24 protein-coding genes, 2 tRNA genes and 3 pseudogenes are annotated in these 21399 nt (G+C 58.9%); 12 read left to right on the top strand and 17 right to left on the bottom strand.

Annotation, left to right across the window (positions count from 1 at the left end; translation table 11 throughout):
• Positions 1-23: 23 nt before the first annotated feature.
• From bioB to WDJ60_RS17770, 4 genes are all read right to left on the bottom strand, one after another.
• A complete protein-coding gene (gene bioB, locus WDJ60_RS17785) occupies positions 24-1148 on the bottom strand; it encodes a biotin synthase BioB (RefSeq protein WP_340102069.1) in 1125 nt (374 codons plus the stop codon).
• Between the two features lie 62 nt (positions 1149-1210).
• Complete coding sequence (locus WDJ60_RS17780) at positions 1211-1819, bottom strand: class I SAM-dependent methyltransferase (protein ID WP_340102067.1); 609 nt, start codon at positions 1817-1819, stop codon at positions 1211-1213.
• 44 nt (positions 1820-1863) lie between these two features.
• Complete coding sequence (locus WDJ60_RS17775) at positions 1864-2967, bottom strand: site-2 protease family protein (RefSeq protein ID WP_340102066.1); 1104 nt, start codon at positions 2965-2967, stop codon at positions 1864-1866.
• A 75-nt stretch (positions 2968-3042) separates the two neighbouring features.
• Positions 3043-3747: a protein sorting system archaetidylserine synthase gene (locus WDJ60_RS17770; protein WP_340102065.1), complete on the bottom strand. Its 705-nt coding sequence runs from the start codon at positions 3745-3747 to the stop codon at positions 3043-3045.
• A 104-nt stretch (positions 3748-3851) separates the two neighbouring features.
• Between WDJ60_RS17770 and thrC the strand changes: the two genes are divergently transcribed.
• Positions 3852-5060, top strand: a complete 1209-nt coding sequence (thrC, locus tag WDJ60_RS17765) for a threonine synthase (protein WP_340102064.1) — start codon at positions 3852-3854, stop codon at positions 5058-5060.
• On the opposite strand, the gene WDJ60_RS17760 is transcribed toward thrC, so the two are convergent.
• Entirely contained in the window at positions 5039-5692 is a 654-nt protein-coding gene (locus WDJ60_RS17760) for a metal-dependent hydrolase (RefSeq protein ID WP_340102063.1), read from the bottom strand. The two genes, thrC and WDJ60_RS17760, sit on opposite strands and share 22 nt — an antisense overlap.
• Before the next feature lie 99 nt (positions 5693-5791).
• Here WDJ60_RS17760 and WDJ60_RS17755 point away from each other — a divergent pair, with 99 nt between their 5' ends.
• Positions 5792-6100 (top strand): PRC-barrel domain-containing protein, encoded by a 309-nt coding sequence (locus WDJ60_RS17755; protein ID WP_340102062.1) that lies wholly within the window; start codon positions 5792-5794, stop codon positions 6098-6100.
• On the opposite strand, the gene WDJ60_RS17750 is transcribed toward WDJ60_RS17755, so the two are convergent.
• Positions 6097-7554 (bottom strand): DHH family phosphoesterase, encoded by a 1458-nt coding sequence (locus WDJ60_RS17750; protein ID WP_340102061.1) that lies wholly within the window; start codon positions 7552-7554, stop codon positions 6097-6099. The two genes, WDJ60_RS17755 and WDJ60_RS17750, sit on opposite strands and share 4 nt — an antisense overlap.
• Before the next feature lie 140 nt (positions 7555-7694).
• Here WDJ60_RS17750 and WDJ60_RS17745 point away from each other — a divergent pair, with 140 nt between their 5' ends.
• From WDJ60_RS17745 to WDJ60_RS17735, 3 genes are all read left to right on the top strand, one after another.
• A complete protein-coding gene (locus WDJ60_RS17745; protein WP_340102060.1) occupies positions 7695-8429 on the top strand; it encodes a hypothetical protein in 735 nt (244 codons plus the stop codon).
• 89 nt (positions 8430-8518) lie between these two features.
• Positions 8519-8592, top strand: a tRNA-Lys gene (locus tag WDJ60_RS17740).
• A 211-nt stretch (positions 8593-8803) separates the two neighbouring features.
• Complete coding sequence (locus tag WDJ60_RS17735) at positions 8804-8962, top strand: ribbon-helix-helix protein, CopG family (protein WP_340102059.1); 159 nt, start codon at positions 8804-8806, stop codon at positions 8960-8962.
• Here WDJ60_RS17735 and WDJ60_RS17730 read toward each other — a convergent pair.
• The gene (locus tag WDJ60_RS17730) at positions 8959-9399 is read right to left on the bottom strand and encodes a GNAT family N-acetyltransferase (protein ID WP_340102058.1); all 441 of its coding nucleotides are present in this window, start codon (positions 9397-9399) and stop codon (positions 8959-8961) included. The genes WDJ60_RS17735 and WDJ60_RS17730 overlap by 4 nt on opposite strands.
• A 182-nt stretch (positions 9400-9581) precedes the next feature.
• Positions 9582-11063 carry an IMP dehydrogenase gene (gene guaB / locus WDJ60_RS17725; protein WP_340102057.1) on the bottom strand — a complete coding sequence of 494 codons (1482 nt, stop codon included), beginning with the start codon at positions 11061-11063 and terminating at the stop codon, positions 9582-9584.
• A 427-nt stretch (positions 11064-11490) separates the two neighbouring features.
• Here guaB and WDJ60_RS17720 point away from each other — a divergent pair, with 427 nt between their 5' ends.
• The 3 genes from WDJ60_RS17720 to WDJ60_RS17710 all read left to right on the top strand — a co-directional run bounded on the left by WDJ60_RS17720 (position 11491) and on the right by WDJ60_RS17710 (position 12859).
• The gene (locus WDJ60_RS17720) at positions 11491-12369 is read left to right on the top strand and encodes a DUF5794 domain-containing protein (protein WP_340102055.1); all 879 of its coding nucleotides are present in this window, start codon (positions 11491-11493) and stop codon (positions 12367-12369) included.
• Positions 12370-12414: 45 nt separating this feature from the next.
• Positions 12415-12642 (top strand): DUF5795 family protein, encoded by a 228-nt coding sequence (locus WDJ60_RS17715; protein ID WP_340102054.1) that lies wholly within the window; start codon positions 12415-12417, stop codon positions 12640-12642.
• Between the two features lie 40 nt (positions 12643-12682).
• Positions 12683-12859, top strand: a tRNA-Trp gene (locus WDJ60_RS17710).
• Between the two features lie 310 nt (positions 12860-13169).
• Here WDJ60_RS17710 and WDJ60_RS18940 read toward each other — a convergent pair.
• Together WDJ60_RS18940 and WDJ60_RS17705 are read right to left on the bottom strand one after the other, a co-directional pair.
• Entirely contained in the window at positions 13170-13583 is a 414-nt protein-coding gene (locus tag WDJ60_RS18940; RefSeq protein WP_465269251.1) for a toxin-antitoxin system TumE family protein, read from the bottom strand.
• Between the two features lie 59 nt (positions 13584-13642).
• On the bottom strand, positions 13643-14320 hold the full coding sequence (locus WDJ60_RS17705; RefSeq protein ID WP_340102053.1) for a winged helix-turn-helix domain-containing protein: 678 nt from the start codon (positions 14318-14320) through the stop codon (positions 13643-13645).
• Between the two features lie 272 nt (positions 14321-14592).
• On the opposite strand from WDJ60_RS17705, the gene WDJ60_RS17700 reads away from it, so the two are divergent.
• Positions 14593-15252 carry a site-specific integrase gene (locus WDJ60_RS17700; protein ID WP_340102052.1) on the top strand — a complete coding sequence of 220 codons (660 nt, stop codon included), beginning with the start codon at positions 14593-14595 and terminating at the stop codon, positions 15250-15252.
• Between the two features lie 209 nt (positions 15253-15461).
• Here WDJ60_RS17700 and WDJ60_RS17695 read toward each other — a convergent pair whose 3' ends face one another.
• The gene (locus WDJ60_RS17695) at positions 15462-16286 is read right to left on the bottom strand and encodes a hypothetical protein (protein WP_340102051.1); all 825 of its coding nucleotides are present in this window, start codon (positions 16284-16286) and stop codon (positions 15462-15464) included.
• Positions 16287-16431: 145 nt separating this feature from the next.
• Between WDJ60_RS17695 and WDJ60_RS17690 the strand changes: the two genes are divergently transcribed.
• Positions 16432-16806, top strand: coding sequence for a hypothetical protein (locus WDJ60_RS17690; protein ID WP_340102050.1), 375 nt, complete (start codon positions 16432-16434; stop codon positions 16804-16806).
• A gap of 123 nt (positions 16807-16929) precedes the next feature.
• Here WDJ60_RS17690 and WDJ60_RS17685 read toward each other — a convergent pair.
• Positions 16930-17303 (bottom strand): annotated as a pseudogene (locus WDJ60_RS17685) (transposase); the annotation flags it as partial.
• A gap of 71 nt (positions 17304-17374) precedes the next feature.
• Positions 17375-17617 (bottom strand): DUF8015 family protein, encoded by a 243-nt coding sequence (locus WDJ60_RS18935; RefSeq protein ID WP_465269250.1) that lies wholly within the window; start codon positions 17615-17617, stop codon positions 17375-17377.
• Positions 17618-18018: 401 nt separating this feature from the next.
• On the opposite strand from WDJ60_RS18935, the gene WDJ60_RS17680 reads away from it, so the two are divergent.
• Complete coding sequence (locus tag WDJ60_RS17680; RefSeq protein ID WP_340102049.1) at positions 18019-18207, top strand: hypothetical protein; 189 nt, start codon at positions 18019-18021, stop codon at positions 18205-18207.
• A gap of 252 nt (positions 18208-18459) precedes the next feature.
• Here WDJ60_RS17680 and WDJ60_RS17675 read toward each other — a convergent pair.
• The 3 genes and pseudogenes from WDJ60_RS17675 to WDJ60_RS17665 form a co-directional block, all read right to left on the bottom strand.
• A pseudogene (locus WDJ60_RS17675) lies at positions 18460-19104 on the bottom strand (IS110 family RNA-guided transposase); the annotation flags it as partial.
• Between the two features lie 7 nt (positions 19105-19111).
• Positions 19112-19714 carry an IS630 family transposase gene (locus WDJ60_RS17670; protein WP_340102047.1) on the bottom strand — a complete coding sequence of 201 codons (603 nt, stop codon included), beginning with the start codon at positions 19712-19714 and terminating at the stop codon, positions 19112-19114.
• The gene (locus WDJ60_RS17665) at positions 19611-20174 is read right to left on the bottom strand and encodes an IS630 family transposase (protein WP_340102045.1); all 564 of its coding nucleotides are present in this window, start codon (positions 20172-20174) and stop codon (positions 19611-19613) included. The genes WDJ60_RS17670 and WDJ60_RS17665 overlap by 104 nt, the downstream gene beginning before the upstream one ends.
• 459 nt (positions 20175-20633) lie before the next feature.
• Between WDJ60_RS17665 and tsaA the strand changes: the two genes are divergently transcribed.
• On the top strand, positions 20634-21125 hold the full coding sequence (tsaA, locus tag WDJ60_RS17660; RefSeq protein ID WP_340102044.1) for a tRNA (N6-threonylcarbamoyladenosine(37)-N6)-methyltransferase TrmO: 492 nt from the start codon (positions 20634-20636) through the stop codon (positions 21123-21125).
• A gap of 148 nt (positions 21126-21273) precedes the next feature.
• Here the strand turns inward: tsaA and WDJ60_RS17655 are convergent.
• Positions 21274-21399, bottom strand: a pseudogene (locus tag WDJ60_RS17655) (IS701 family transposase); the annotation flags it as partial.

The raw sequence follows: 21399 nt of genomic DNA, 5'->3' as shown, positions 1-21399 counted from the left end.
TCACTCGAACCACGCATCGAGAGTTAGTCGTCACCAGGTTCGGCGTTGCTGGTCGCCGTCCCAGCAGCAGTTTCGACGTCGGCCCGCTCGCCCGCATCTGCACGACTCTTGACCGCGTCCTTGTCGAACTCGTTGGCGTCCATGTTCGGCTCCATCCCGGCTCTCTCCATCGCTTCGATGTCGTCGCCGGGGGACTGTCCCGAAGTCGTGAGATAGTCGCCAGTGAGGATGCCGTCGGCACCGGCCTCGAACGGCAGGTGTTGCTCGTCTGCGTCGAGGTTGACCTCCCGGCCGCCGGTGAGGCGGACTCGAGATTCGGGGTGGAGGAGCCGATAGACGGCGATAGTCTGGATGATCTCTTCGGTCGTGATGGGTGGTGAATCACCGAACTTCTCGCCCAGCGGCGTTCCAGCGACCGGATTGAGGATATTGACCGGCAGCGAGGAGACGCCGATGTCCTGCAGCGCGATCGCGGCGTCGACGCGGTCGGTCGGGGATTCACCCATCCCGAGTATGACGCCGGCACAGAGATCCATCCCGGCGCTCTTCGCGACTTCCAGCGTCTCGACGCGGTCCTCGAAGGCGTGCGTGTCGACGATCTCCGGGAAGAAGTCGGGAGAGGTCTCGATGTTGTGATTGTAGTGGTTGATCCCCTCTTCGGCCAGAATCGCTGCTTCCTCCTCGGTGAGAATGCCGAGACTGGCGTCGACTTCCACGTCGGTTTCGTCCCGAACCAGCCGGATAGCCCGGAGGACCTCGTCCCACTCGTCGGGCCGTTGCTCTTTGGAGACGCCCTTCTCGGCGACGACGATACCGAACCGCTGGGCACCGTCCCGTTCGGCGCGTCTGGCGGCCTGGAGAATCTCCTCGGGGTCCAGAAAGCCGTACGTCTCGATGCCGCTGTCGAAGTGAACCGACTGTGCACAGAACCCGCAGTCTTCGGCACAGTCGCCCGCCTTCGCGTTCACGATCGAACAGGCGTCGACAGTGTCGTCGCCAAACTGCGAGCGGACGTAGTCTGCGGCCGGTGCGAGGTCCTCGACCGGCTGTGCGATCAGTGCCAGGCCGTCAGTCCGGTCCAGTTGCTCGCCACCGAGCACGCGCGCTACTGCATCGTCGACCGTCCGGTTGCCAGTCTCGTAAACCATATTAACCGAGTTGGTTGACGTCTGGATAAAGATTGGGGAAGAACGTTCGACAGAGGTCGAACTCACTCGGATAGTTCGGCCAGCACGAAGGGGACAGTACTGCCGAGCGGGTCCTCGACTCGTCGTTGCCAGCGAATGTCGAACCCCGCTGCCTCGAGTTGGCGGACGGTCTCGCGCTGGCCCGGCGTGCTGAAGAACATCTCGCGACCGGTGCCGAGCCAGTCCGAGCGGACCTGCTCGTACGCCGAGGACCCGACTGTCAGCAGCACGCGCCCGCCCGGACGGAGCACTCGGGCGAACTCCCGATACACGGCCGGGTGCTGGTCGCGGCCGACGTGAAAGACGGCGTGGTAGGCCGTGACCGCGTCGACGCTGTCGTCGGCAATCGGTATCGCTAGCATGTCGCCTTGGAGGAGGTGGGCAGCGGGGACGTTTTCGGCGGCCATCTCGACCTGTGTGCGAGCAACGTCGAGACCGATGGCCGTGGCACCGGTCATGTTGGCCAGTGTCCGCATGCCGTCGCCACAGCCGATATCGAGAACCGTGGGTGTCCCGTCGAGCGAGTCGACGAGGTCGCGGACGAGTGCGGCGTCCGCACCGTCTGCCGGTCGGACGCGGGCGTAATCCGTCGCGGCGGTCTCCCAGGCGGCTTTGACCTGTTTGCGATCCATACCCCGTCTTGGCGCGGACCGAAATCCGCCTTTCGGCGGTTCGCTCAGCCGGTGAAGACGATCGGGACGGGCGTGAAACAGAGGATACCGACCAGCAGCGTCAGGACGGCGACAGCCTGGCGTTTCCGACCCACTGAAGATTCATCGACTGGCGTTGCATTTCCGACGCGACTGAACACCAGGGTGAGAATCCCCCAGAGAATCCACAGCGGCGCGGCACGTCCCTCGGCGAAGACGACGAGGTAGCCCGCGAGTGCAAAGAGGACCAGCGGGACGACCATCTGTACGAGTCTGATACGCTCGCCAACGATAGCGCGCGTGACGTGGGCTCCGTCGAGTTGACCCACTGGAAGCAGATTCAGGAAGGTGATGAACGCACCGACCCAGCCGCCGATGACGACCGGGTTGACGATAACTCCCGGATCGCTGTACCGGAGTGGTTCGCCGAGGGCGGCCGCGATCCCCTGAACGAGCAGCGGAAAGCCGAGTTCGACTTCAGCGATGAGCGAATCCGGACCGACGGTTACCGGGGGCAGCGAGACGCCAATCGCAGTGACGACGACCGTCGCAGCGATGCCAGCCAGCGGTCCGGCCACGCCGATGTCGAACAGCGCTTTCCGACTGGGGATGTTGTCGCGCATCCGAATGACCGCTCCCAGCGTCCCCAGCACGTTCGGGAGCGGGATAAAGTAGGGCAGCGATGCTTCGACGCTGTGGTAACGGCTCAGGGCGTAGTGTCCCAGTTCGTGGACCGCGAGGACGCCCAGAACCGAGACGGCAAAGGGCCACGCAGAGAGGAGTTGTATCGGGTCCGTCAGCGCCGAGAAGCCGTACCATCGTGCGCCCGCAAACAGGGTCGTCACCACCGTCGCACAGAAGAGGACGACGTTCGTCCACGGAATTCCGTCGACAGTGAGCGACCGCTCTGTCGCGACGAGGACGAACTCGCCGGTGTCCCGGCGTATCGTGACGCGATACCCCTGTTGTCGGAAGCGCGGTGCGAGACGACGAATGACTTCCTCTTTCTGGTCCAGCGGCTCGCCGTAGTAACGGACGTTCTCGTCTGTCACCTCCACTTCGTAGACGCTGAAGGTGTCAGCGAACGAGTCCGGGTCCGGAACGTCGCCTGGCGCTGCCGGGGTGGCCATCGGCCAAAGATAGGGCCTGCATCCATTTATGCCTGTTTCCGGATAACAAAGCGAGAACCGAGGGACTGCGACGGTTTATTCGGCCCAGTAGTACCAGGGTGCCAGCGTCATATAGGCGAGCGCCGCGAGCAACAGCAGTCGGGGAAAGATTCGCTGTGCGACAGCGGGGGCCAGAATCGCGCCGGCCTGTACCAGTCCCATCAGCCCGGCGTCGCGAGCCCGGAGTTTGGGGTAGGGAATGGGCGCGACCATCATAAGCGACAGCAAGACGCCGGCCGCGAGCAGGACCGCCGGCATCGTCACGCCAGCCAGATAGCCGGCCGCGAGAATCGACGCGCCCAGTGTGTTCTGGATACCCGGCCGATTCTCTTCCTCGCCGACGTGAACAGTGTACAGTGCTGTTCGGACGAGCGAGAAGACGACGAAGACCGCGGGCACGGCCGAGACGGCGAGGATTTCGACAGTCCCGGCGAGCGGGATGCCCGCCGGAAGCGCAGTCGAGACCGCATCGCGGGTCGCGACGTAGAGAAACAGTGCCGGGGCAGTCCCAAACGACACCACATCAGCAATCGAGTCCAGCAGTGGACCGACCTCGGACCCCCCCTGCGAGCGGGCGATGATACCGTCGAGGGCGTCGGTGATGGCCGCGAGCAAGACGAGGCGGGCAGCGGCCGTCGGTCCGACGGTAACGGCGACGACCATCGCGACGACGCCCAGCGTCGCGTTGAGGAGCGTCATCACGTCGGCAGCACCCAATCGGCGGCGCACCTGGAGCGACATACCCGGAGGGATGGGGACCGACCACAAGAATGGCGTGGAATCGACCGCCTCCCGGAAGACATATACTCGCGCCAGCGGTGGCTACCCCTAACGACGCCATAGCCATGGACCGGGCAACCGCTTTCGTCTGTTCTCGCTGCGGAGACGAGATTCTGTCTTCGTCTCGCCACGACTGTGCCGGTCCCGACGCTGCTGTGCACCTCCGCCACGACGCCGACGCCGTCCGTGACCAACTCGACGAGTACCGCCAGTTCGACGACAGCCGCCGCTACGCACCGCTGCTCCCAGTCGAGACGCTCGACGCCGTGACCCTCGGCGAAGGCGGAACAGACCTCGTCGATGCCCCGTCGCTGGGCGCAGAGCTCGGGATTTCCCTGCAGCTCAAACTGGAGGGGGCAAATCCGACCGGGTCGACGAAAGACCGGGGCAGCACTGTCGTCGCTGCCCACGCCGTCGAACTCGAGAGCGACGTTGTCGCCTGCGCCTCGACTGGGAATGCGGCCGCGTCGATGGCCGCATATGCGGCCCGAAGCGGTCTCGACTGCTGTCTGTTCGTTCCCGAGCGCGCACCAGACGCGAAGGCCGTCCAGCCGCTCGTCTACGGCGCGGACGTACTCGCCGTCGAGGGAACCTACGACGACGCCCACGACCTCTGTGAGCGCGTCACCGCGGCGAGCGACTGGCTCGATCGGTCAGCCGGCGCGACGCCGTACACCGACGCCGGTGCGCGGACGCTCGGGTACGAACTGGCCGAACAGACCGACACGGTCCCGGACTGGGTGGTCGTCCCGATGGGCAACGGCGGGACGCTGGCCAGCGCCTGGCGCGGCCTTCAGACGTTCGCAGACCTCACACTCGTCGACGGGACGCCGCGAATGCTCGGCGTGCAGGCCGACGGAACAGCCCCGATTCACGACGCCGTCCACGGAACGGCGAGCGGCGACGGCGAGACGTGTGCCGACAGCATCGACGTGGGGACGCCACAGCGACAGGACGACGCGCTGGCGGCAATCGAGGAAAGCGGTGGGACGGCCGTCGCCGTCTCGGAGACTGCTATACGTGATGCGACAGGAGCACTCGGGTCACAAGAGGGAGTGTTCGTCGAACCAGCGTGTGCGGCCGCACTCGCGGGCATCGACCGCGCCCGAGAACGCGGAATCATCGACCGAGGCGAAGACGTCGTCGCGGTGATGACCGGAAGCGGGCTGAAAGACACTGCGACGGCGAGGACTGTCGTCGACTCGCCGGAGACAGTCGATACGGAAACGGACCCCGCGACAATCGCACGTCGCTACTCCTCTGACAGCGCGTGAGACACGCGAAAGCGTGCGAGCGTGACTGCCGTGCCGGCGAGCAAGACGACCAGTTGCCACCCCGCGCGGACGATTGGGAAGATTCGCTCGGGGTCGGTTTCCTGCCCGGACGGGTCGGGGTCGACGCCGGTTGAGAGGTTCACTTCCTGTGAGGTGCCCTGTGGCTCGGGAGCGGGCACAGAACCGGACTCTCCACCAGTCTCGACGAACGTCTGGACGATGCCGCGCTGGTCCGAGACGACGAGTTTCCCCTCTACCGTGTAGAACTGGTCGTGAATGGGGTAGAGCGGATTGACGACGCCGCTGACCATGTCCAGACCAACCCCAGCGACCGCGTAGCAAACGACGCTCACCCACGCGATGCGAACGCCGCGGGGTCCCCACCGCGCGCGGAGCCACGACTCGTCGCGACGGAGGTCGGCCCACAAAAGCGCCCCGGCGACCGCTGGAATGACGAAATTGTGCAACACTGTCCGGTGGCCGGCCGTCGAGACGAGCGCGATAAACGAATCGAGGTCGGGGAGTATCGTCACCACGAACACAACAGCCAGCGCTTTGCGGTCGTACGCTTCGCCGAGAAACGCGGCCGCAATCATCCCCGCGAACGCCATGTGAACGATTGTCCCGGTCATACCACAGTGTTTGCCAGCGATCGAATGAGTGTTGTGTCGGATTGGATTCTCCGTCTGACAGCCCGCCAAAATTAAGAGGGCGCCCCGCGACCGATGCGTATGGACAGAGACTCCGCACCACAGGAGATTACGTCACTCGTCGGTCGCGAGGTGTACACGAACAACGGCGTCTTCATCGGAGAGGTCGAGGACCTGCGCCTGGACCTCGACTCGGAGAACGTCACGGGGCTTGCACTCCACGAACTGAACAGCGAACTGTTCGGCGCAGAAGCGAACTCGGCCCGCGGTGTCATCGTCCCCTATCGGTGGGTGCAAGCGGTCGGCGACGTCATCATCGTCAACGACATCGTGGAACGAATCCAGCGCCAGAAAGAAGGCGAAGACGCCGAAGACGAGGTCGCAGCCTAGTTTCCGTTTCCGCCGTCGCTGCTCTCGACGCCCATCGCATCGAATAACTTCGTCTTGACTGCTTCTTCGGTCAGGTTCAACAGCGTCTCTCGGTTGTCCTCGCTGACTTCGATGCCGGTGAAGATACCGAGCGGAATCTCGACGCTTGCGTCCGTCGAGTGGCCCGCCGTCTCGCCGCTATCCTCGAACGCTTCCTCCAGCACGCGCCCGATATCCATTCGGATATCCTTCGACCGGGCGGCGAGGTAGATAGTGTCCTCGGCGATGGCGAAGACGGCGGTCGTCGTGATACCTTCCAGATTGAGGAGGTGCTGTGCGGCCTGCGTGAGCGCGTCGCGGTCGCGGATGAAGCCGGCGTTCGAGACCAGATGCGAGCCCTGAACCTCGCGATTCCGAATCGCTTCGGCGAGTACGTCCAGCGTTTCGGGGGACATCGACGGCGACTCCACCTGTTCGAGCGTGTCGTGGTCGGCGAAGGGATAGAGATAGGCCGCAGCCGTCAGGTCGGCCGGAGTCGTGTCGCGTTTGAAATCCAGTGTTTCCGCGCGGATACCGTAGAGCAGCGCGGTGGCGACCTCCTTTTCGAGAGTGAGATTGAGTTCCTGGATGTACTTGGTGAGAATCGTCGATGTGGATGAGACGTTCGGACGGATATCAGTGAACTCGGCGTCGTGTTCGTGTTCGTGCTCGTAGTGGTCGATGATGATGTCCGCTTCCGTCTCGGCTTCCGGTTCGCCCGATTTGGCGTGGTCGACGAGCGCGATGGTGTCGTACTCTTCGGATTCAGTATCGGCCGCAGAGACCAGTTCGATGCCGAGAAGATTGACGAACGCCCGGTTTTCCTGGTGACCGATCTCGCCCTCGTAGATGATATCGGCCTCGACGTCACGACTCTCGGCGATTGCCCGGAGCGCGGCGGCGCTGGCGATCGAATCGGGGTCCGGACTCCGGTGGACGCGAATCGCGAGTCGCTGTTCAGTGCCGTCGATGACCTCTGCGAGCTGGCGGGCTTTGTACTCCAGTTCACCGGTCTCCAGTGCACGGAGCGCTGAGTCGGCGATAACCGCCGAGGGGTTGATGACCACGTCTGCGCCCAGTGTCGAGAGGTTGTCCGCAGAGACGGGATCTGAGGCGCGCGCGATGATGAATTGGTCGCCGCCTCGGCCGCGAATGTGTTCGACAGCGGTGGCATTTGCCTCGACGTCCGAAGAGAGAATGAGGATGACGTCTCGGTCTGCGACGGCTTCGGCAACCGATTCGTCTTCGATGTCGTCCTGTCGAGCGTCGAGGTCCTGGTCGCGAAGCGCTTCCACACGGCCTTCGTCGGCGTCGATAATGAGGACGTCCTTGTCTTCGTCCACGAGTTCCTCCGCGACAGCGTGGCCAACGCTGCCACAGCCGAGAATCGCATATGTAGACATCGAAGCCATCGTGATGCCCGTGCCCGCGCTCATGAGTATCTTACAGGTCCGCTCCCAGACCCTTATAACACACAGGTTTCGAACAATAGCGTTCTTTTTAACAGTTGAGGAACACATTTGCGTCGATTCTTTCAGGACAGATTTTTGTAGGGGGTGTACGACAGTATCCAGTGATGTCAGATACTCCAAACGAAAGTTCGGGTGACGGCAGTCAGGGTGAACAGCCACAGGATGGGCAGCCACCGGGTGGGCAGGTACCGCAGGAGCAGGCCACAGGTGGTCAAAGGGGGCAGCCACGGGGTGGTGCACAGCCCCAGGGACAGCCAGCCGGTGGACAGGTTCCGCAGGGTGGACGACAGGATGGTGCACAGCCCCAGGGCCAGCCGCCACAGGGGAATTACCAGACTGGACCGAGCGTTTCCGATATTTTTTCACGGACCGACACCCTCGACCAGATTAAATTCGGCGTCGTACTGTACGCGATTGTCGGGTTCGGTATTGGGCTGGGGCTGTTTGGCGTCGGGAGCGCCTTCAGCGGTGGCTCTGGGCTCGCAGCCCAACTGGGTGCCAGTTTTGCCGTCGTCGCAAGCGTCGGTGTCCCGATAGCCGCGACAGCAGTTCTCGCATTCTTCGTTGGAAGGGAGATCAACGACGAACTCGGCGACCTACAGGATAACCTGGTCTTTGCAACTGCTGGTGTGACCGCGTTTGCAGGCTCTGTAGTTGCATTTCTGCTGTCGTGGATTCTCTTCGGACTAGGAACTGGGAGCATCAATTTTGGAGATTTCCTGCTTCCAATCATCCTCACTGGAATTGGTGCTGCAGTCATTGCGGCCGGAACGATCTGGGCAGACGAGAATCTGCTCACGCCGTCCGGTGCACCACCGCAGGGCCGTCAGCAGTACTGAATATTCCGAGGCTTCCGTCTCACAGTTGACGGGTTCGAACGGGACGAAAGGAAACGTATTTTACCCGGCCACAGTTAGCGATTGTTGCTGGGCCGGTAGCTCAGTCTGGCAGAGCGACGGCCTCTTAAGCCGTCGGTCGAGGGTTCAAATCCCTTCCGGCCCGTTTTCCTGCGAACGACAGTGAGCAGTGAAAACGCTCGAATGGATTTGAATCAGGGAGGAGCTTGCTCCGACCGTGGTTCAAATCCCTTCCGGCCCGCATTTGTGACGAGTTCCAGCGGTAGCGAAGCGATACCGGTGGGGAGACGATTCAAATCACCAGACGGCGGCATGTCTGACTGAGGTTTTTGAACCCCACTGCCGTTCGGGGTGGTATGGAAGAGGTTCTACGCGATATGGAGGAAGTCACACTCGAATTCGACGAGGAGACTCTCGAAGCCATCGACGCCAAGGCGTTCAGCGATCACCGTGACAACCGCGAAGCAGCGATTCGGACGTTGCTCGACGAGTGGCTGAAAACCCGCGACGACTAGAGGTCCTTCGTCATCTCGACGTGCGGGATACCCGCTTCTTCGAACTCTTCGCTGACAGTCCGGTAGCCGAGGCGTTCGTAGAACTCCTCCACGTCCGACTGTGCGTGCAAGCGAACACGAGCGTATCCCTGAGCGCGTGCCTCATCTTCGGCACGCTCCATCAGACGTAGTCCCAGTCCCTCGCTGCGGTGGTCAGGCAGGACGGCAACCCGCTCTATTTTGACCGTCTCACCGTCGACAGCCCGGAGTCGCGTTGTTCCGACTGGCCTGTCGTGGGTCGGGTCGAACGCGACAAAGTGGGTCGAATCGTCGTCTTTGTCGTCCATCTCGATGTCTTCAGCGACCCCCTGTTCGACGATGAAGACTGCTCGACGGACGGCGTGAGCGTCGGTGAGTGTCGCGTCGCCGTCGACCCGACGCAACTCGTATTCGGTCATCGGAGAGACATTACAGGTCATCGCATCTGAATATTGTGTCTGAGCAGGATGTCTCCGGGTAGTCACCGACCAGCGAATGGAAAAAGAAGCAGCACAGAACGGGTACTGTAGTCCGAGCTGTCAGACTGCAGGGAAAGGGCTGAACTGAGCGAGTTCGGACCGGCGGTCGGGCACCGCTCGCGTCAGTTCTCCGGGCTGTAGTTGGGTGCCTCGTCGGTGATGACTACGTCGTGTGGGTGACTCTCCTGCTGGCCGGCGGCAGAGACGCGAACGAACTCCGCGCGCTCTTTGAACGTCGGAATCGACTCCGCGCCGACGTAGCCCATCCCGGATTGCATTCCTCCGACAAGCTGGTGAAGTTCGGATTCGACTGTTCCTTTGTATGGTGTGGCAGCTTCGACACCTTCCGGGACGTATTCCTCGTCTTCATTGTCGTCTTTCAGATAGCGGTCGCCGCCACCGGATTTCATCGCACCGACTGACCCCATCCCCCGGTACTGCTTGTACTTTTTGCCGTTCATCGTGATGACGCGGCCGGGTGCTTCGTCAGTCCCGGCGAAGTACGAACCGAGCATCACGGCGTCCGCGCCGGCAGCGATGGCCTTGATCGCGTCACCGGAGTACCGAATGCCACCGTCGGCGATGACGGGAACGTCGTGCTGGGAAGCCACGTCAGCAACCTGGGAAATGGCGGTAATCTGGGGCATCCCGGCACCGCTGACGACCCGAGTCGTACAGATAGAGCCGGGACCGATACCGACCTTGATACCGTCGGCGAAGTCGACGACGTCTTCGGCGGCTTCCCGGGTTCCGACGTTGCCGACGACCACGTCGGCGTCGACTTCGGCTTTGATTTCCCGCGCACTCTCGATGACGTTCGCGTTGTGCGCGTGTGCGCAATCGATGAAAATAACGTCAGCACCGGCTTCGTCGGCGACCTGCGCACGTTCGACCTCGAACGGTCCGACAGCGACGCCGGCACGGAGGTGGCCGTCCTCGTCGCGGGCCGCCTGGTCGTACTCGCGGCGCTGGAGGATACCAGCCATCGTCACCAGCCCGACGAGTCGGTCGGCGTCGTCGACGATGGGGACGCGCTCGATTTTGTGCTCGTACATGAGTTCGAGCGCTTCGCGCGGGGAGACATCCTCAGTTGCGGTGACGACTTCGTCGGTCATCGCCTCGCGGACGGCGTCGGATTCGCCGACCTCGAGGTACGGACGGATGTCAGTCCCGGAGATGATGCCCAGCACTGTGCCGTTGTCGTCGACGACGGGTGCACCGGAGACACCCTGTCGACTCATCATCTTGTCGACTTCCCGGACTGTCTGGTCCGGTGAGGCAGTGACCACATCACGGATGATGAGTTCGTCGGCGCGTTTGACGCGCTCTATTTCCGCGGCAGTCTCTTCGACGGTCATGTTGCGGTGAATGACCCCCAGCCCACCCTGACGGGCCATCGCGATCGCCATCTCTCCCTCGGTGACAGTATCCATCGCTGCCGTGAGGACTGGCACGTTCACCTTGACGTTCTTCGAGACACGTGAGGTCGTCTCGGCCTCGTCGGGTTCGACGTGACTCTCTTTCGGTCGCAGCAACACGTCGTCGAATGTCAGCGCCTCTGGTACGCGGAGTTTCTCTGAGAAGGGCTCTGAATCGTTCGCCATGTAAAGCGTCATCGGGGACTGATAAAAAGGGTTGCGAGATTGTATTGGGCCGCAGTCACGACCCGAGACATCTGCCTGAGTCTGTTCCGACACGTTCAACTCATCCACTAATGGACATCTCTGTACTTCGATGGCTGAATCCTGGTAGCAATACAGTTCTATCGAAGTTCCATCACCGAACGTTTGGCGTGATGTCAGTTACCACACAATCCTTTTATCGGAACAACCAATACTTGCGTGTATGTACTCCGCCAGTTCCGCCAGCGGACGCAGCGGCTCGAAATTGTCGTGCCCCAGTGTGAGCACGGCGAATACATTTTCGGTGGAACACACATTTGAGGCGGAGACGGACCCCGTGGCAGACCAGCAGCCACGGCGGATACCTTCCCACCCACTGGCCGCGGGAGACGGCCACCGCTGAGCAGCGATGAGTAGCTCCGAACACCCGATTGCACTCTCTCTGGAGCGACAAGTGGGGGATGCGACGAAACTGCTGGCCATCGTCATGTGTCTGCCGCTAGTCGACGGACTGTTTCCCGCGCTCGTCCTCGCAGGTGCACTCGACAGCGTGACCGGCATCCTCGAAGTCGGTCTGCTGGTCTTCGGCGGGAGCGCGATGGTCGCCATCATCATCGCCGAGATGGACGACACGCCACGCAGACAGGCGCGCATCGTCCTCGGCGTCGGCGCAGTGGTCATCACGCTCGCGATCGTCGAGGCCGCACTCGCACCGACGCTCGCTGGCCTCCTCAATCTCGCTGTCTTCGAGCGCTTTGCAGGCGTCGTCATCCTCGCAGTCGCCGCATCGACGGCCAGCGCGCGAATCGGCGAGTATCTCCCCCGGCCAGCGGTTATCGTCGCACTCGGCCTCGTTGCCAGTGTCGACCCCGCGGGTGCGACGCTCGTCGTCGACGCGCGGCCCGACCTGATGGTCCGTGCGGCTGCGGCGGCGGGTGTCGGTGTCGGTTTTGCACTCGTCGTCGCACTGGTGAGTCCGTGGCTTCGCAACGCGGTCGACCTGGACCGCTTTCGCTTCGGGAGTGCCGTCGCGCTCGGTGTCCTGCCGCTCTCGATTTACGGCATCATTCCGTCGAACGCACCACTGGCGCTGGCGGTGCTGGTCGTGACTGCGATCTTCGCGTTCGATCCCGGCCGCGCCCGCGAGCGCGACTGGGAGTACGAACCCGACGATATCGACATCACCGCTGCACTGTCCAACGGCGGCAACCCCAACACCCAACCTGTCGACGAGCGGGTCGACAGCGACGGCAGCGACTACGACGACGAACGCTTGCCCTGGTTGTGAGTCCCGAAACGAAGCTTTAGGGATGCGCACGCCCCAACAGACGCTATGGCAGACAATCGCGTGGTCCAGGGCCGTATGGTGACCCCGAAGCGCCTGGCCGCACTTATCGAAGGCGAAGACGTGATGGACGCAGAGCCAATCGACGATGCAGACCGAGACTGTCCAGAGTGCGGCGAAAACGTGCTCGAAGTCGGCTACATGCCGACGGCGATGGAGTTCGTGACTGGCTGGAAGTGCCAGGAGTGTGACTGGCACGACACCGACCGGGAGTAATCGAAATTCCTTTAGGGCGATTCGACAAAGGGGTGAGTGCGGGCTCGTGGCCTAGTCCGGGAAGGCGGCTGACTCCAGAGGCTACGCGCCTGGGACGACACTCCAGCTGATATACTGAGCGGCCCGGCTGATCACCGGCCGTGTTGATGACCCTCTGGAGTTCCGAGGCGCAACCGGAGATATCAGCCGATCGGGGGTTCAAATCCCTCCGAGCCCATACCCTTACTCTGAAAAGCTGAAACCGCAAGAGGGCGGTGTATCCTCACCTTCCTGATGTTCCCCGCTTGGCGGTTCCGAGTTTGATTTGAACCCTTTGTGGGTACAGCCCTACTGCTGTGTGGCGGTCAGAAGGATACACGGTACCGGCAATAATATCTGTGTTGGAGTGATTCCCTGAGAATTACCCAATATGAGGGTGTCATAGAACCCTCCACAAGGTGGTTATTTTCAGCGTGGGGCTGGCTGAACACGCTGTTCACTAAGCGTGCGTATGTATAGATTGCCACAGAGGGCATAGACTTTCGAGACTACGGCAAGTCATTCTGCGCGTTCAACAAACTCTCATCATTATTCTCGACCGCTGTCCACCACGTCTTCAGTACAGCAATCGTAACGCGTTTTGGTGGTTGTTCAGCCCCGATACAGGATTGCTTGTGTGCGTCAAGATTATTAGGTGGGTGAAAGTGTCGTACTGGTTGCTTGGTGTTCTTATTCGCTGCCTCGCGTCCGAATCTAAACTCTAGTCCTTCTTCCCGATAGTGGTATTTGTAGTCTCCATTTTCCCACCACTGGATATCGAAATACCCAGCCTGCTTGTCGATTCCAGGGGTAATAGTGACTCGTGCTGTTCTAACGTCTTTTCCGTCACGCGGTTTGAACGGTTGCCCTTTCTTGTATCGGAATCGCACTTCGACAACTCCTCTCCCGAGTTGTTGGTGCATCTGATTCACGCTCTCATCAATCGCTGCTGAATCGATTGGAGAGCCGTTCCCCATCCCCATTATTGGAGTGGGGTCTGATCGTTACTGGGGGTCGTTGTTTGATTACCCGTGCGCCTATCTTCCGGTTCAGCTACGATTGACGCCTGCTCTTTTGCTTCTTTGAGGCGGTATGCTGCTCTGAGGTGGCTTAATTCTCGTTCTGCTGTCCGCCAGTGAGAGATGTCGTCGAGTTCATTCTGGTCAAGTTCCTTGTCTGAAATCAGAAGTTCCTCTGGGCCATTCACGTCATATTTGGATTTGTACTCTGTGAGTTCCTGTTTTATTCGCTGGATTTGATTGACAAGCGTTTCGCTGCTGGCGAGCTTCCTGATTTGTTTGAGAAGATGCCACTCTGGATCTCGACTGTATAGCTTTCCAGAGTCGATCTGATGACTTCTAACGATGCCTTCTTCAGCAAGCTTGTTGAGTGTCGTTCTGGCTTTTGTTTCTGAGACGAGAGCTGTGTCTGAGATGTCGGACGCCGATTTCGGAGTCGTCGTTGTGTTGATCACCGTGCGAATTCGTTCGTCCGCAGTGCTCTGGTGTTTCCACTCTGCGGCGGCGAAGTCATCGATGTCCTCAAAGTCGTCGTCATCAACACTGAATGGATCAATATCATCCACGGTCACCGGTTCGTCTGGGATTTCCTCTTCAGAGGGAAACTCGTCGGGGCCGTCGGGAGATGGGTCGCCAGTCATACAATATACTTTGCCGCAGGCACACATATATTTTTCTGACATGCATATCTGTGCTGTGGGGTTTTGATATCGATGATCTTGAGAATGAGGGTGGTAATTGAAACACCTGTATCGACCAATCTGCATCCCCGCTTCTTGTTGACCGGTCAGTGATGATTATGCGCTGTCCATGCAGCAGAGGGGCTGTTAGTTGTCGTTGGTCTGGGAGAATACTCATTCCCGGTCACCACACTCCTGTAAAGGATGGCTCACCAAGGAACGTCGAAGAACGAATGGGCCAACCGAAACCGACAAGCACTGACCACCTGCCATTCCCACGAGACGTACTCAACGACCGAGAGTTCGAACTGCTGTTAGAGGCGTGCGGGGATTTGCCAGCACCACGTGGCTTCGAGGCACGGTTCATCTGTCTGCTCGGTGGTCGGCTTGGCCTCTATGCCGGGGAAATCGCACACTTCAATTCCTCATGGTTAGACTGGAACCGCAACCTCATTCGGATTCCACAGAACGAGCCGTGTGACTGTGGTTACTGCCGGCGACAGGCCGGTCAGGAAGTCACCCACAATGACCAACTGACTGAAACCGATGCTATCGCTTCACGCTGGCATCCAAAGACCGTCGCGTCAGCTCGGCCGATTCCCTTCGATCTCTCACTACGAATCGAACTCTGTATCGAGCGGTTCGCAAACCGCTACAGTGGCTTCCCACGGTCGCGGTCAACTATCAACCGACGCGTCGAAGAAGCCGCCGACCAAGCGAATCTCACTGGAAGAATTCATCCACACTGTCTGCGGGCAACCGCGGACAGCCAGCATGCCTACAAGGGAGTAGTCCCGGTACCGCTACAAGCACTGATAGGATGGAGTGACCTCGCAACTGCCCAGAAGTATATCCGAATCTCCGGAACTGCGACTGCCGACGCACGCTGTTGAGTCTATAACAAATAATCGAACAACCACCATTCTGGGAGATTGCCCGTTGCTGTATAGAGACGGCGAGTTGGCACAACACCGGTTCTGCCTGGGATACCCAGAGGAGGATCAAGACCATACCCATCGCTGGCCTCTGGAGACGTTTCTCGTCGAACAAACGTAGGGCTGGCAGGGCGCTAAGCTTCGACCCAAGTCTCAGTGCCCGATTCTCACTGGCTCGGTTCGGAGTCAGGACTGAGCGACAAGAGGAACCGCCCCATTAGTCCCAGACTGATAGCCGTCAGTGTCCCGAAAATACCGATCTGTGGCAGGGGGACGGACTGGCCGTCGCGAATCATGTAGACCACCATAGTCAAGACGGCGCCGCCAAGTGTGGCGATTTTTACGAGCAGGACAGCGGTGAACGCGTATCCCCACGGTCGATGATTCCAGAGCCAATAGGCCGTCAACGCGAATGCAGGGATAATAACGCCCAAATCAAGCGAGTAGATGACCGATGTCGGGAGGCCTGGATCGGTAATACTCGCCGGCGTCGTCCCCGTGAGGGTCGCTGGCAGGATTTCCGAGAGCCACAGCAGCGAGACCAGAACGGCCAGCAATAGCTGGAAGACCACATAGGGACGAACAGACATCTCTCCGAGTTCGCTTTTCAGTGCCGCAGCGTCAAGGCGAACCATCCCGCCGACGAACGTGAACAGCGTCAGCCAGAGCAACGTCGTGTAGACGAGGTACAACTCGTTGAACGCCGTCATAAAGGCGTAGGAAGCGTAGGTATACAGCAGGTAGCCTGTGACTCCCAACCAGACGACGTACCCCCGTAATGATCCACGATTCGCGTAGTACAGGGAGACGGCGAGGGCGGGGACACCCACCACCAGTGTCAGCAGATCCTGCCCGTAGACCTGCGGAAGCAAGACCGGGTCGTCGCGGTAAAAGCCCGGGACGAACAACCCGACAATGGTCGCAACTGTCGTCAGGACGAGTGTTGCAATCGATGCAGCGCGGTACGGACGGGGAAGTGGTGTTCGGGCCATGCTTACCTTCTGACTGTACTGTCGCGGTCTTTTTTGTAGTGTACCAGAGGCGCGTTCAACGGATATGTCGATAAACCCTGGCGCTCGATGTAGTGCTGGATCATACACCAAAAATACGATTCCAACGGCTTGTATAGGTATACGTATGACCAGTCTTCCAACATACTTGGGAGCGCTCGTTCTTGGCATACACGGAATCGTCCATTTTCTCGGAACAGCCGTCTATCTCGGTCTCGCCGAAGTGGCTGACTTCCCCTACAAGACGACGCTTCTCGGTGGCGCAGTTGATCTTGGAGATGCTGGTATGCGGGTGTTTGGGATTCTCTGGTCGGTGGCCGCTGTTGGATTCATCGTATCTGCGGTGGCGTTGCTGACGGACTGGGACCCGTGGCGACTGTTGGTGATTGCGGTTGCGATAGTTTCGCTGATTCTCACCGGTCTCGATTATACCGTCGCCTACGCGGGTGTCGTTGTTAACCTGGGAATCCTCGCTGCAGTGGCAATTTCATATTGGATGTAACACACAGCCCCACTCGAAAAACCACGTAGTCTGTCATAATATACCATTTTCTACGACGTAAGAAATTGAGAGAGTGATGAATACGCGCCCTGGGCCTTGTTTAGAGGTGCACGATCAGCTGGTTCAGAGCCGCACGGATAGTTCGAGGTTTCGGACTGCTGCCTTTAGGACGACCTCTCGAAACTGTCCAAGCCACGTTCTAGCCCGGGTTGTGACGCCGAACCGTTTGGAAGTGAGAAGAAAATCGTCTCAACTATCGAGCGGCGGTGATACGTTTCATCGTCGATCCGTGCGTTGTGCGCTGCGTCGAGCGTGTAGAACTCACGAGGTTGGATGACCGGTCTAATGCCTTCGTCCCGTAGTTTGTGGCAGAGCTCGTCCCAATCGAAGCCTTTGTTTGCGACGACCATCTCCAGTTGGTGAAGATTCCGCGTTAGCAGTTGCCACGCAATCTGGGTGTCGTGCGGCAGCGTCATCGCACAATGAACGTCGAGAATCGCGTGCCAAATAAAGAGGATGTGTCTATCGCTGACTCAGTGACTGACTGTCTCCAGATACGGGGGGACGTTTACAGCGACAGCATGAGAGTTAGTAGCCAACTAATTCCAACAACGACTGAGGCCGCAGTCGTAGACGTGGTCGGTTCAGTCGGGGGGTTCCGGAAGAGTATTTCATACAAGAAGAGCGTCGCTACCAGACTCCCACCGGCGAGCCCCTGATGAACCCCTATCAGAGGATGAAGACCCACTGCTGCACCAGCGATCATCACCGCGGCGATCGCTAGGAGAATCTTGTCATAGTAATCGAGCATCTCTCGTGGAGAGTTTGACAGCCACACGCAAATGCTGCTTGCTCGTTCCCGCTCACTGAAAATGCGCACGACTGCTGAAACCCATCACCGTTAGAGGGTTTCAACAATGTCTGTTTGCTCAAAATGAGAGTGATTAGCATTTTAATACGCGAATGACGTACTTAACCGATACCTGTGGGGAAAAAACCAGTTCCAATTCGGACGTTGGAGGAAGAGGGACCGATGCCAACAGATCGGTTTCAGACGTGGAGCGAGCTTCGCGACCGGATTCACAAATTCTCGCCGAATGTGACGCTGCACACGAAGGGTATCTACTACCTGCCACAGCACTCGAAACAAGAGGTATTCAGGCGGTGGCTAGCGGTTAACGACCTCGAAGACCTCAGCGACCGGTTCAAGCCGTGGTTGGAAACGGCTGGTCGGTCTATCCTGAAGCAGTCACGAACCCGTGGATTGTTCCCCAGCAGCGTGGGCACTACTGGGATGAGGGATTGACTGGTGCCTGCAACGCACAGCGCTGGGAGGCGCTGTTGGGTATCTCGAAGACGTTTGGATTGAACATCGGCGGCACACAGGAGGCTGATCTGTGAGCAGAATATTCTCGATGCTTTCAGAACAGTACATCCAATCGCTCACCTATGGAAATTCTGCTACCTGAACAAACCACCGTTGACGATATAATATTTTGGTCCACCGAGAGATCTCTCCGTTGAGTTGCACGAACCACCAGACGAAACGCTGGTACTGTTCTCGGATGTAGGCAGGCGGGAGATATCGTGTGCGGGAGCTGTTGCTGGTGCGGTCTGCGACCCGGCCACAGAGCGCCGCCGATTCGGCGGCGCTCAGGCACTCACACCTGGCGGATCATACACCTCCTCTCGGTTGAGCATGTGGTAGATAGAAACCAGCAGTTTGCGAGCTGTTGCGACAATTGCCTTCTGTGACCCTTTCTTTCCTGCTAACCGGTCGTAGAACCGCGTTAGGTACTCATCTTCGCAGGAATGGACTGCTGTCTGTGCACACTGAACGAGAATCCAGCGTAATTGACGTGAGCCACGTTTCGAGATGCCACCCTCGATCCGCGAGTCGCCTGACTCGCGGATCACCGGGTTCAGTCCAGCGTAACTCACCACTTCTTTGTCCCGATCGAACCGCTCTATCTCGCCGATCTCTGCATATATCATCAGCGCTGAATAGTAGCTCACGCCAGGGATTGTCATCAGCCGCTGGGTCTCGGGAAGAGACCCAGCACGCTCTTCGATGGCGTCGTCAAGCCGATGGATCTCTTCGGTCAGCGTCTCGATCATCTCTATGTACGACGCTAACAACGTATCCCATGGCGTCGGGAGCGAGAGGTCCCGCAGGGACTCTCGCCCCGACACACTCAACGGCTTAACCTTCCGAGTGATGCCGTGGTCAGCAAGCAAGCCGTGGATCTTGTTCGCGTACTCAGTCCGGTTTTCAACTAACTTCTGTCGCCCGCGCACGGAGTGATCAGCGCAACCTTTGGATGTTGGGGAGGAATGTCTCTATCCAGTCTGCGGCAAAGCTCACGCGGTGACTCAACTGAAGAAATGTCTCGGTGAGGAACTCTCTGAAGTGATCTTCGTTCTCGTAGATCTCTGGTGAGATATCTCGTTTGAGGCTCTTCCAGAGCGGTTCAATCGCGTTTAATGTCGGCGAATACGGTGGGATGAAGACGAACTCGATGCCGAGTTCGTCGGCCCGTTGTTGGGTGAGTTTCGCGTGATGGGAGCCATAGTTGTCCGCCACGAGCAGAATCCGCCCCACCGGATTCTGCTCGCGGATCACCTCTAACGCATCACAGACCGTTTCCTTGTTAATTCGCTTGCCAAACGAAATCGTGCTCTTCCCCGTCAGCGCATAGAAGCCAAACGAGCGCCATGGAGCTGTCACCAGCGGTTTCTCGATTGTTACCGTTCGATCGTACGACCACATCCGCTGAGAGTTATCAAACGGCTGCAGCCACGCCTCATCGAAAGAAGCCGAATACGATCGGCTCTTCCTCCTCTGTCTTTTCAGAACTCTCCTCGCCGAGCGCCTCGGCCAGGCGCTCGGCGAGAATCTCGTCTGCATCATCGGGACGCCGCGGATCCATCGGCCGTGGTTTGGCGTAATGCATTCCGCTTTCGCGCAACTTACGGCTCAAGTGAGCGGGGTCGTAGGTGACCCCATAGCGGTCTTTGATGAGCGTGTGAATCTCCCGTGGCGTCCACGGTTTGCCTTCTTCAAGGATATCACACAACTCGGCGAACTGCTTGCCTGAGAGTTTCGGGGGCCGACCGCCCCCGAAACTCGGTCGCAATCCATCGACACCGGCATCATTCCATGCGTGTGCCCAGCGACTGCTGTTGGCTTGTGAAACCCCGACGCGTCTGGCGGCTTCTTCTAGTACATCTCCCGCGTAGAGGTTCTTCACGAAACACAGACGGCGGACGAGCCGACCCTCGTCCGCCTTCTGGGCTTCGTTAATCGCTCTATCGAGTGCGTCCTCCGAGAGGTGCTCCGTCAGGTCGAACCGGCGAGTTCTCATCATACACTCTATATGTTCTGTGAGTATCCATACTTTGCGCAGACCACTCCGTCGTATAGCCGTCCGAACTTCGTTTCATCAATTTGGGTGAAAACATGTTCGTAGAAGTGAGTAGACCAGTGGTTCTGTAGTTTCTTCCTTACCCGGCCTGAAAGATCTTTCAAAGGCGAAAACAGCATCTCTTGCTCATGTTCAGTATTTTCTCTAAACACGTTATTGCCCAAGTTATTGACTTTTCGAAACTCTGACCTAAATAACTTACGAGGATTATATTGAATACCTCAATAGAAGCTACATAGAAAACTCAAATAACTCATCACTGTACCTTTCTACGGTGCCGTCATCCTCTACATTCAGAACTCTGTTTGTGACAGCAACGAGAGAGAAGAATTCGATGCTGCTGAATGCAGGGCGCGTATTGGTCACGACACTGATTTCTCAATCGAAGACCGAAGTATAGACATGCCTGATGAGCAGTTCCAGTACGAGTCGATTGGTGTGATCCGGACGCCTTTCGAATCGCCGGAAGGAATGCCGATCCAACCGACTGGAGCGGATGACGCAGTGGGGACTGTCGAGGTTGACGAGTCATACGCGGATGGTTTGCAGGACCTGGACGGGTTTACTCACTGTATCTTGCTGTATCACTTTCACGCATCTGCTGACACCGCTTCCTTGCAGGTTGAACCGTTTCTTGATGACGAAAAAAGAGGAGTCTTTGCCACGCGGGCACCACAGCGTCCGAATCAGATTGGACTCTCTGTTGTCGAAATTGAGTCCGTCACAGATCACGAAGTGACTGTGAAGGGAATTGATGTCGTTGATCAGACGCCGTTGCTGGATATCAAACCGTTCGTTCCTGACTTCGATGTTCCGAATGATGCAGACACAGGCTGGCTCAACGCATCGAAGTCAACAATCCAATCAAAGCAAGCCGATGAACGGTTTCTTTGATAGGTTTACTCTGAATCGGACACGCAGGTCCTGACCGTATTCCAGTAGATTACTAGCAGGCGTGCAAGATCGAAGTCTAGACAAACTGAGAGCATTCAACCACGACCACCAGCGCAGTTGCCGGTTGCGTCAGTTTCACCAACTTAACTCAGCTTTGAACGTTAGTGTCGGCTGTTGAGTGAACGAAAAGATGGTCGATCTCTTGCATAAGGTCATCGACGCCACGATCATCGTTGTCTCGAACCCACGAGAGAAGGTTGTACACGGCTTCTTT

This window comes from Salinibaculum salinum, from assembly GCF_037645885.1.
Lineage (GTDB): Archaea > Halobacteriota > Halobacteria > Halobacteriales > Haloarculaceae > Salinibaculum > Salinibaculum salinum.
This window is presented reverse-complemented; position numbering and strand designations above follow the sequence as displayed.

What these genes read in the sequence shown, in the direction of transcription:
- bioB (WP_340102069.1), bottom strand. Translation starts at nt 1,148, where the DNA reads ATGGTTTACGAGACTGGCAACCGGACGGTCGACGATGCAGTAGCGCGC.
- WDJ60_RS17780 (WP_340102067.1), bottom strand. Translation starts at nt 1,819, where the DNA reads ATGGATCGCAAACAGGTCAAAGCCGCCTGGGAGACCGCCGCGACGGAT.
- WDJ60_RS17775 (WP_340102066.1), bottom strand. Translation starts at nt 2,967, where the DNA reads ATGGCCACCCCGGCAGCGCCAGGCGACGTTCCGGACCCGGACTCGTTC.
- WDJ60_RS17770 (WP_340102065.1), bottom strand. Translation starts at nt 3,747, where the DNA reads ATGTCGCTCCAGGTGCGCCGCCGATTGGGTGCTGCCGACGTGATGACG.
- thrC (WP_340102064.1), top strand. Translation starts at nt 3,852, where the DNA reads ATGGACCGGGCAACCGCTTTCGTCTGTTCTCGCTGCGGAGACGAGATT.
- WDJ60_RS17760 (WP_340102063.1), bottom strand. Translation starts at nt 5,692, where the DNA reads ATGACCGGGACAATCGTTCACATGGCGTTCGCGGGGATGATTGCGGCC.
- WDJ60_RS17755 (WP_340102062.1), top strand. Translation starts at nt 5,792, where the DNA reads ATGGACAGAGACTCCGCACCACAGGAGATTACGTCACTCGTCGGTCGC.
- WDJ60_RS17750 (WP_340102061.1), bottom strand. Translation starts at nt 7,554, where the DNA reads ATGAGCGCGGGCACGGGCATCACGATGGCTTCGATGTCTACATATGCG.
- WDJ60_RS17745 (WP_340102060.1), top strand. Translation starts at nt 7,695, where the DNA reads ATGTCAGATACTCCAAACGAAAGTTCGGGTGACGGCAGTCAGGGTGAA.
- WDJ60_RS17735 (WP_340102059.1), top strand. Translation starts at nt 8,804, where the DNA reads ATGGAAGAGGTTCTACGCGATATGGAGGAAGTCACACTCGAATTCGAC.
- WDJ60_RS17730 (WP_340102058.1), bottom strand. Translation starts at nt 9,399, where the DNA reads ATGACCGAATACGAGTTGCGTCGGGTCGACGGCGACGCGACACTCACC.
- guaB (WP_340102057.1), bottom strand. Translation starts at nt 11,063, where the DNA reads ATGGCGAACGATTCAGAGCCCTTCTCAGAGAAACTCCGCGTACCAGAG.
- WDJ60_RS17720 (WP_340102055.1), top strand. Translation starts at nt 11,491, where the DNA reads ATGAGTAGCTCCGAACACCCGATTGCACTCTCTCTGGAGCGACAAGTG.
- WDJ60_RS17715 (WP_340102054.1), top strand. Translation starts at nt 12,415, where the DNA reads ATGGCAGACAATCGCGTGGTCCAGGGCCGTATGGTGACCCCGAAGCGC.
- WDJ60_RS18940 (WP_465269251.1), bottom strand. Translation starts at nt 13,583, where the DNA reads ATGCACCAACAACTCGGGAGAGGAGTTGTCGAAGTGCGATTCCGATAC.
- WDJ60_RS17705 (WP_340102053.1), bottom strand. Translation starts at nt 14,320, where the DNA reads ATGACTGGCGACCCATCTCCCGACGGCCCCGACGAGTTTCCCTCTGAA.
- WDJ60_RS17700 (WP_340102052.1), top strand. Translation starts at nt 14,593, where the DNA reads ATGGGCCAACCGAAACCGACAAGCACTGACCACCTGCCATTCCCACGA.
- WDJ60_RS17695 (WP_340102051.1), bottom strand. Translation starts at nt 16,286, where the DNA reads ATGGCCCGAACACCACTTCCCCGTCCGTACCGCGCTGCATCGATTGCA.
- WDJ60_RS17690 (WP_340102050.1), top strand. Translation starts at nt 16,432, where the DNA reads ATGACCAGTCTTCCAACATACTTGGGAGCGCTCGTTCTTGGCATACAC.
- WDJ60_RS18935 (WP_465269250.1), bottom strand. Translation starts at nt 17,617, where the DNA reads ATGCTCGATTACTATGACAAGATTCTCCTAGCGATCGCCGCGGTGATG.
- WDJ60_RS17670 (WP_340102047.1), bottom strand. Translation starts at nt 19,714, where the DNA reads ATGCAGACGAGATTCTCGCCGAGCGCCTGGCCGAGGCGCTCGGCGAGG.
- WDJ60_RS17665 (WP_340102045.1), bottom strand. Translation starts at nt 20,174, where the DNA reads ATGATGAGAACTCGCCGGTTCGACCTGACGGAGCACCTCTCGGAGGAC.
- tsaA (WP_340102044.1), top strand. Translation starts at nt 20,634, where the DNA reads ATGCCTGATGAGCAGTTCCAGTACGAGTCGATTGGTGTGATCCGGACG.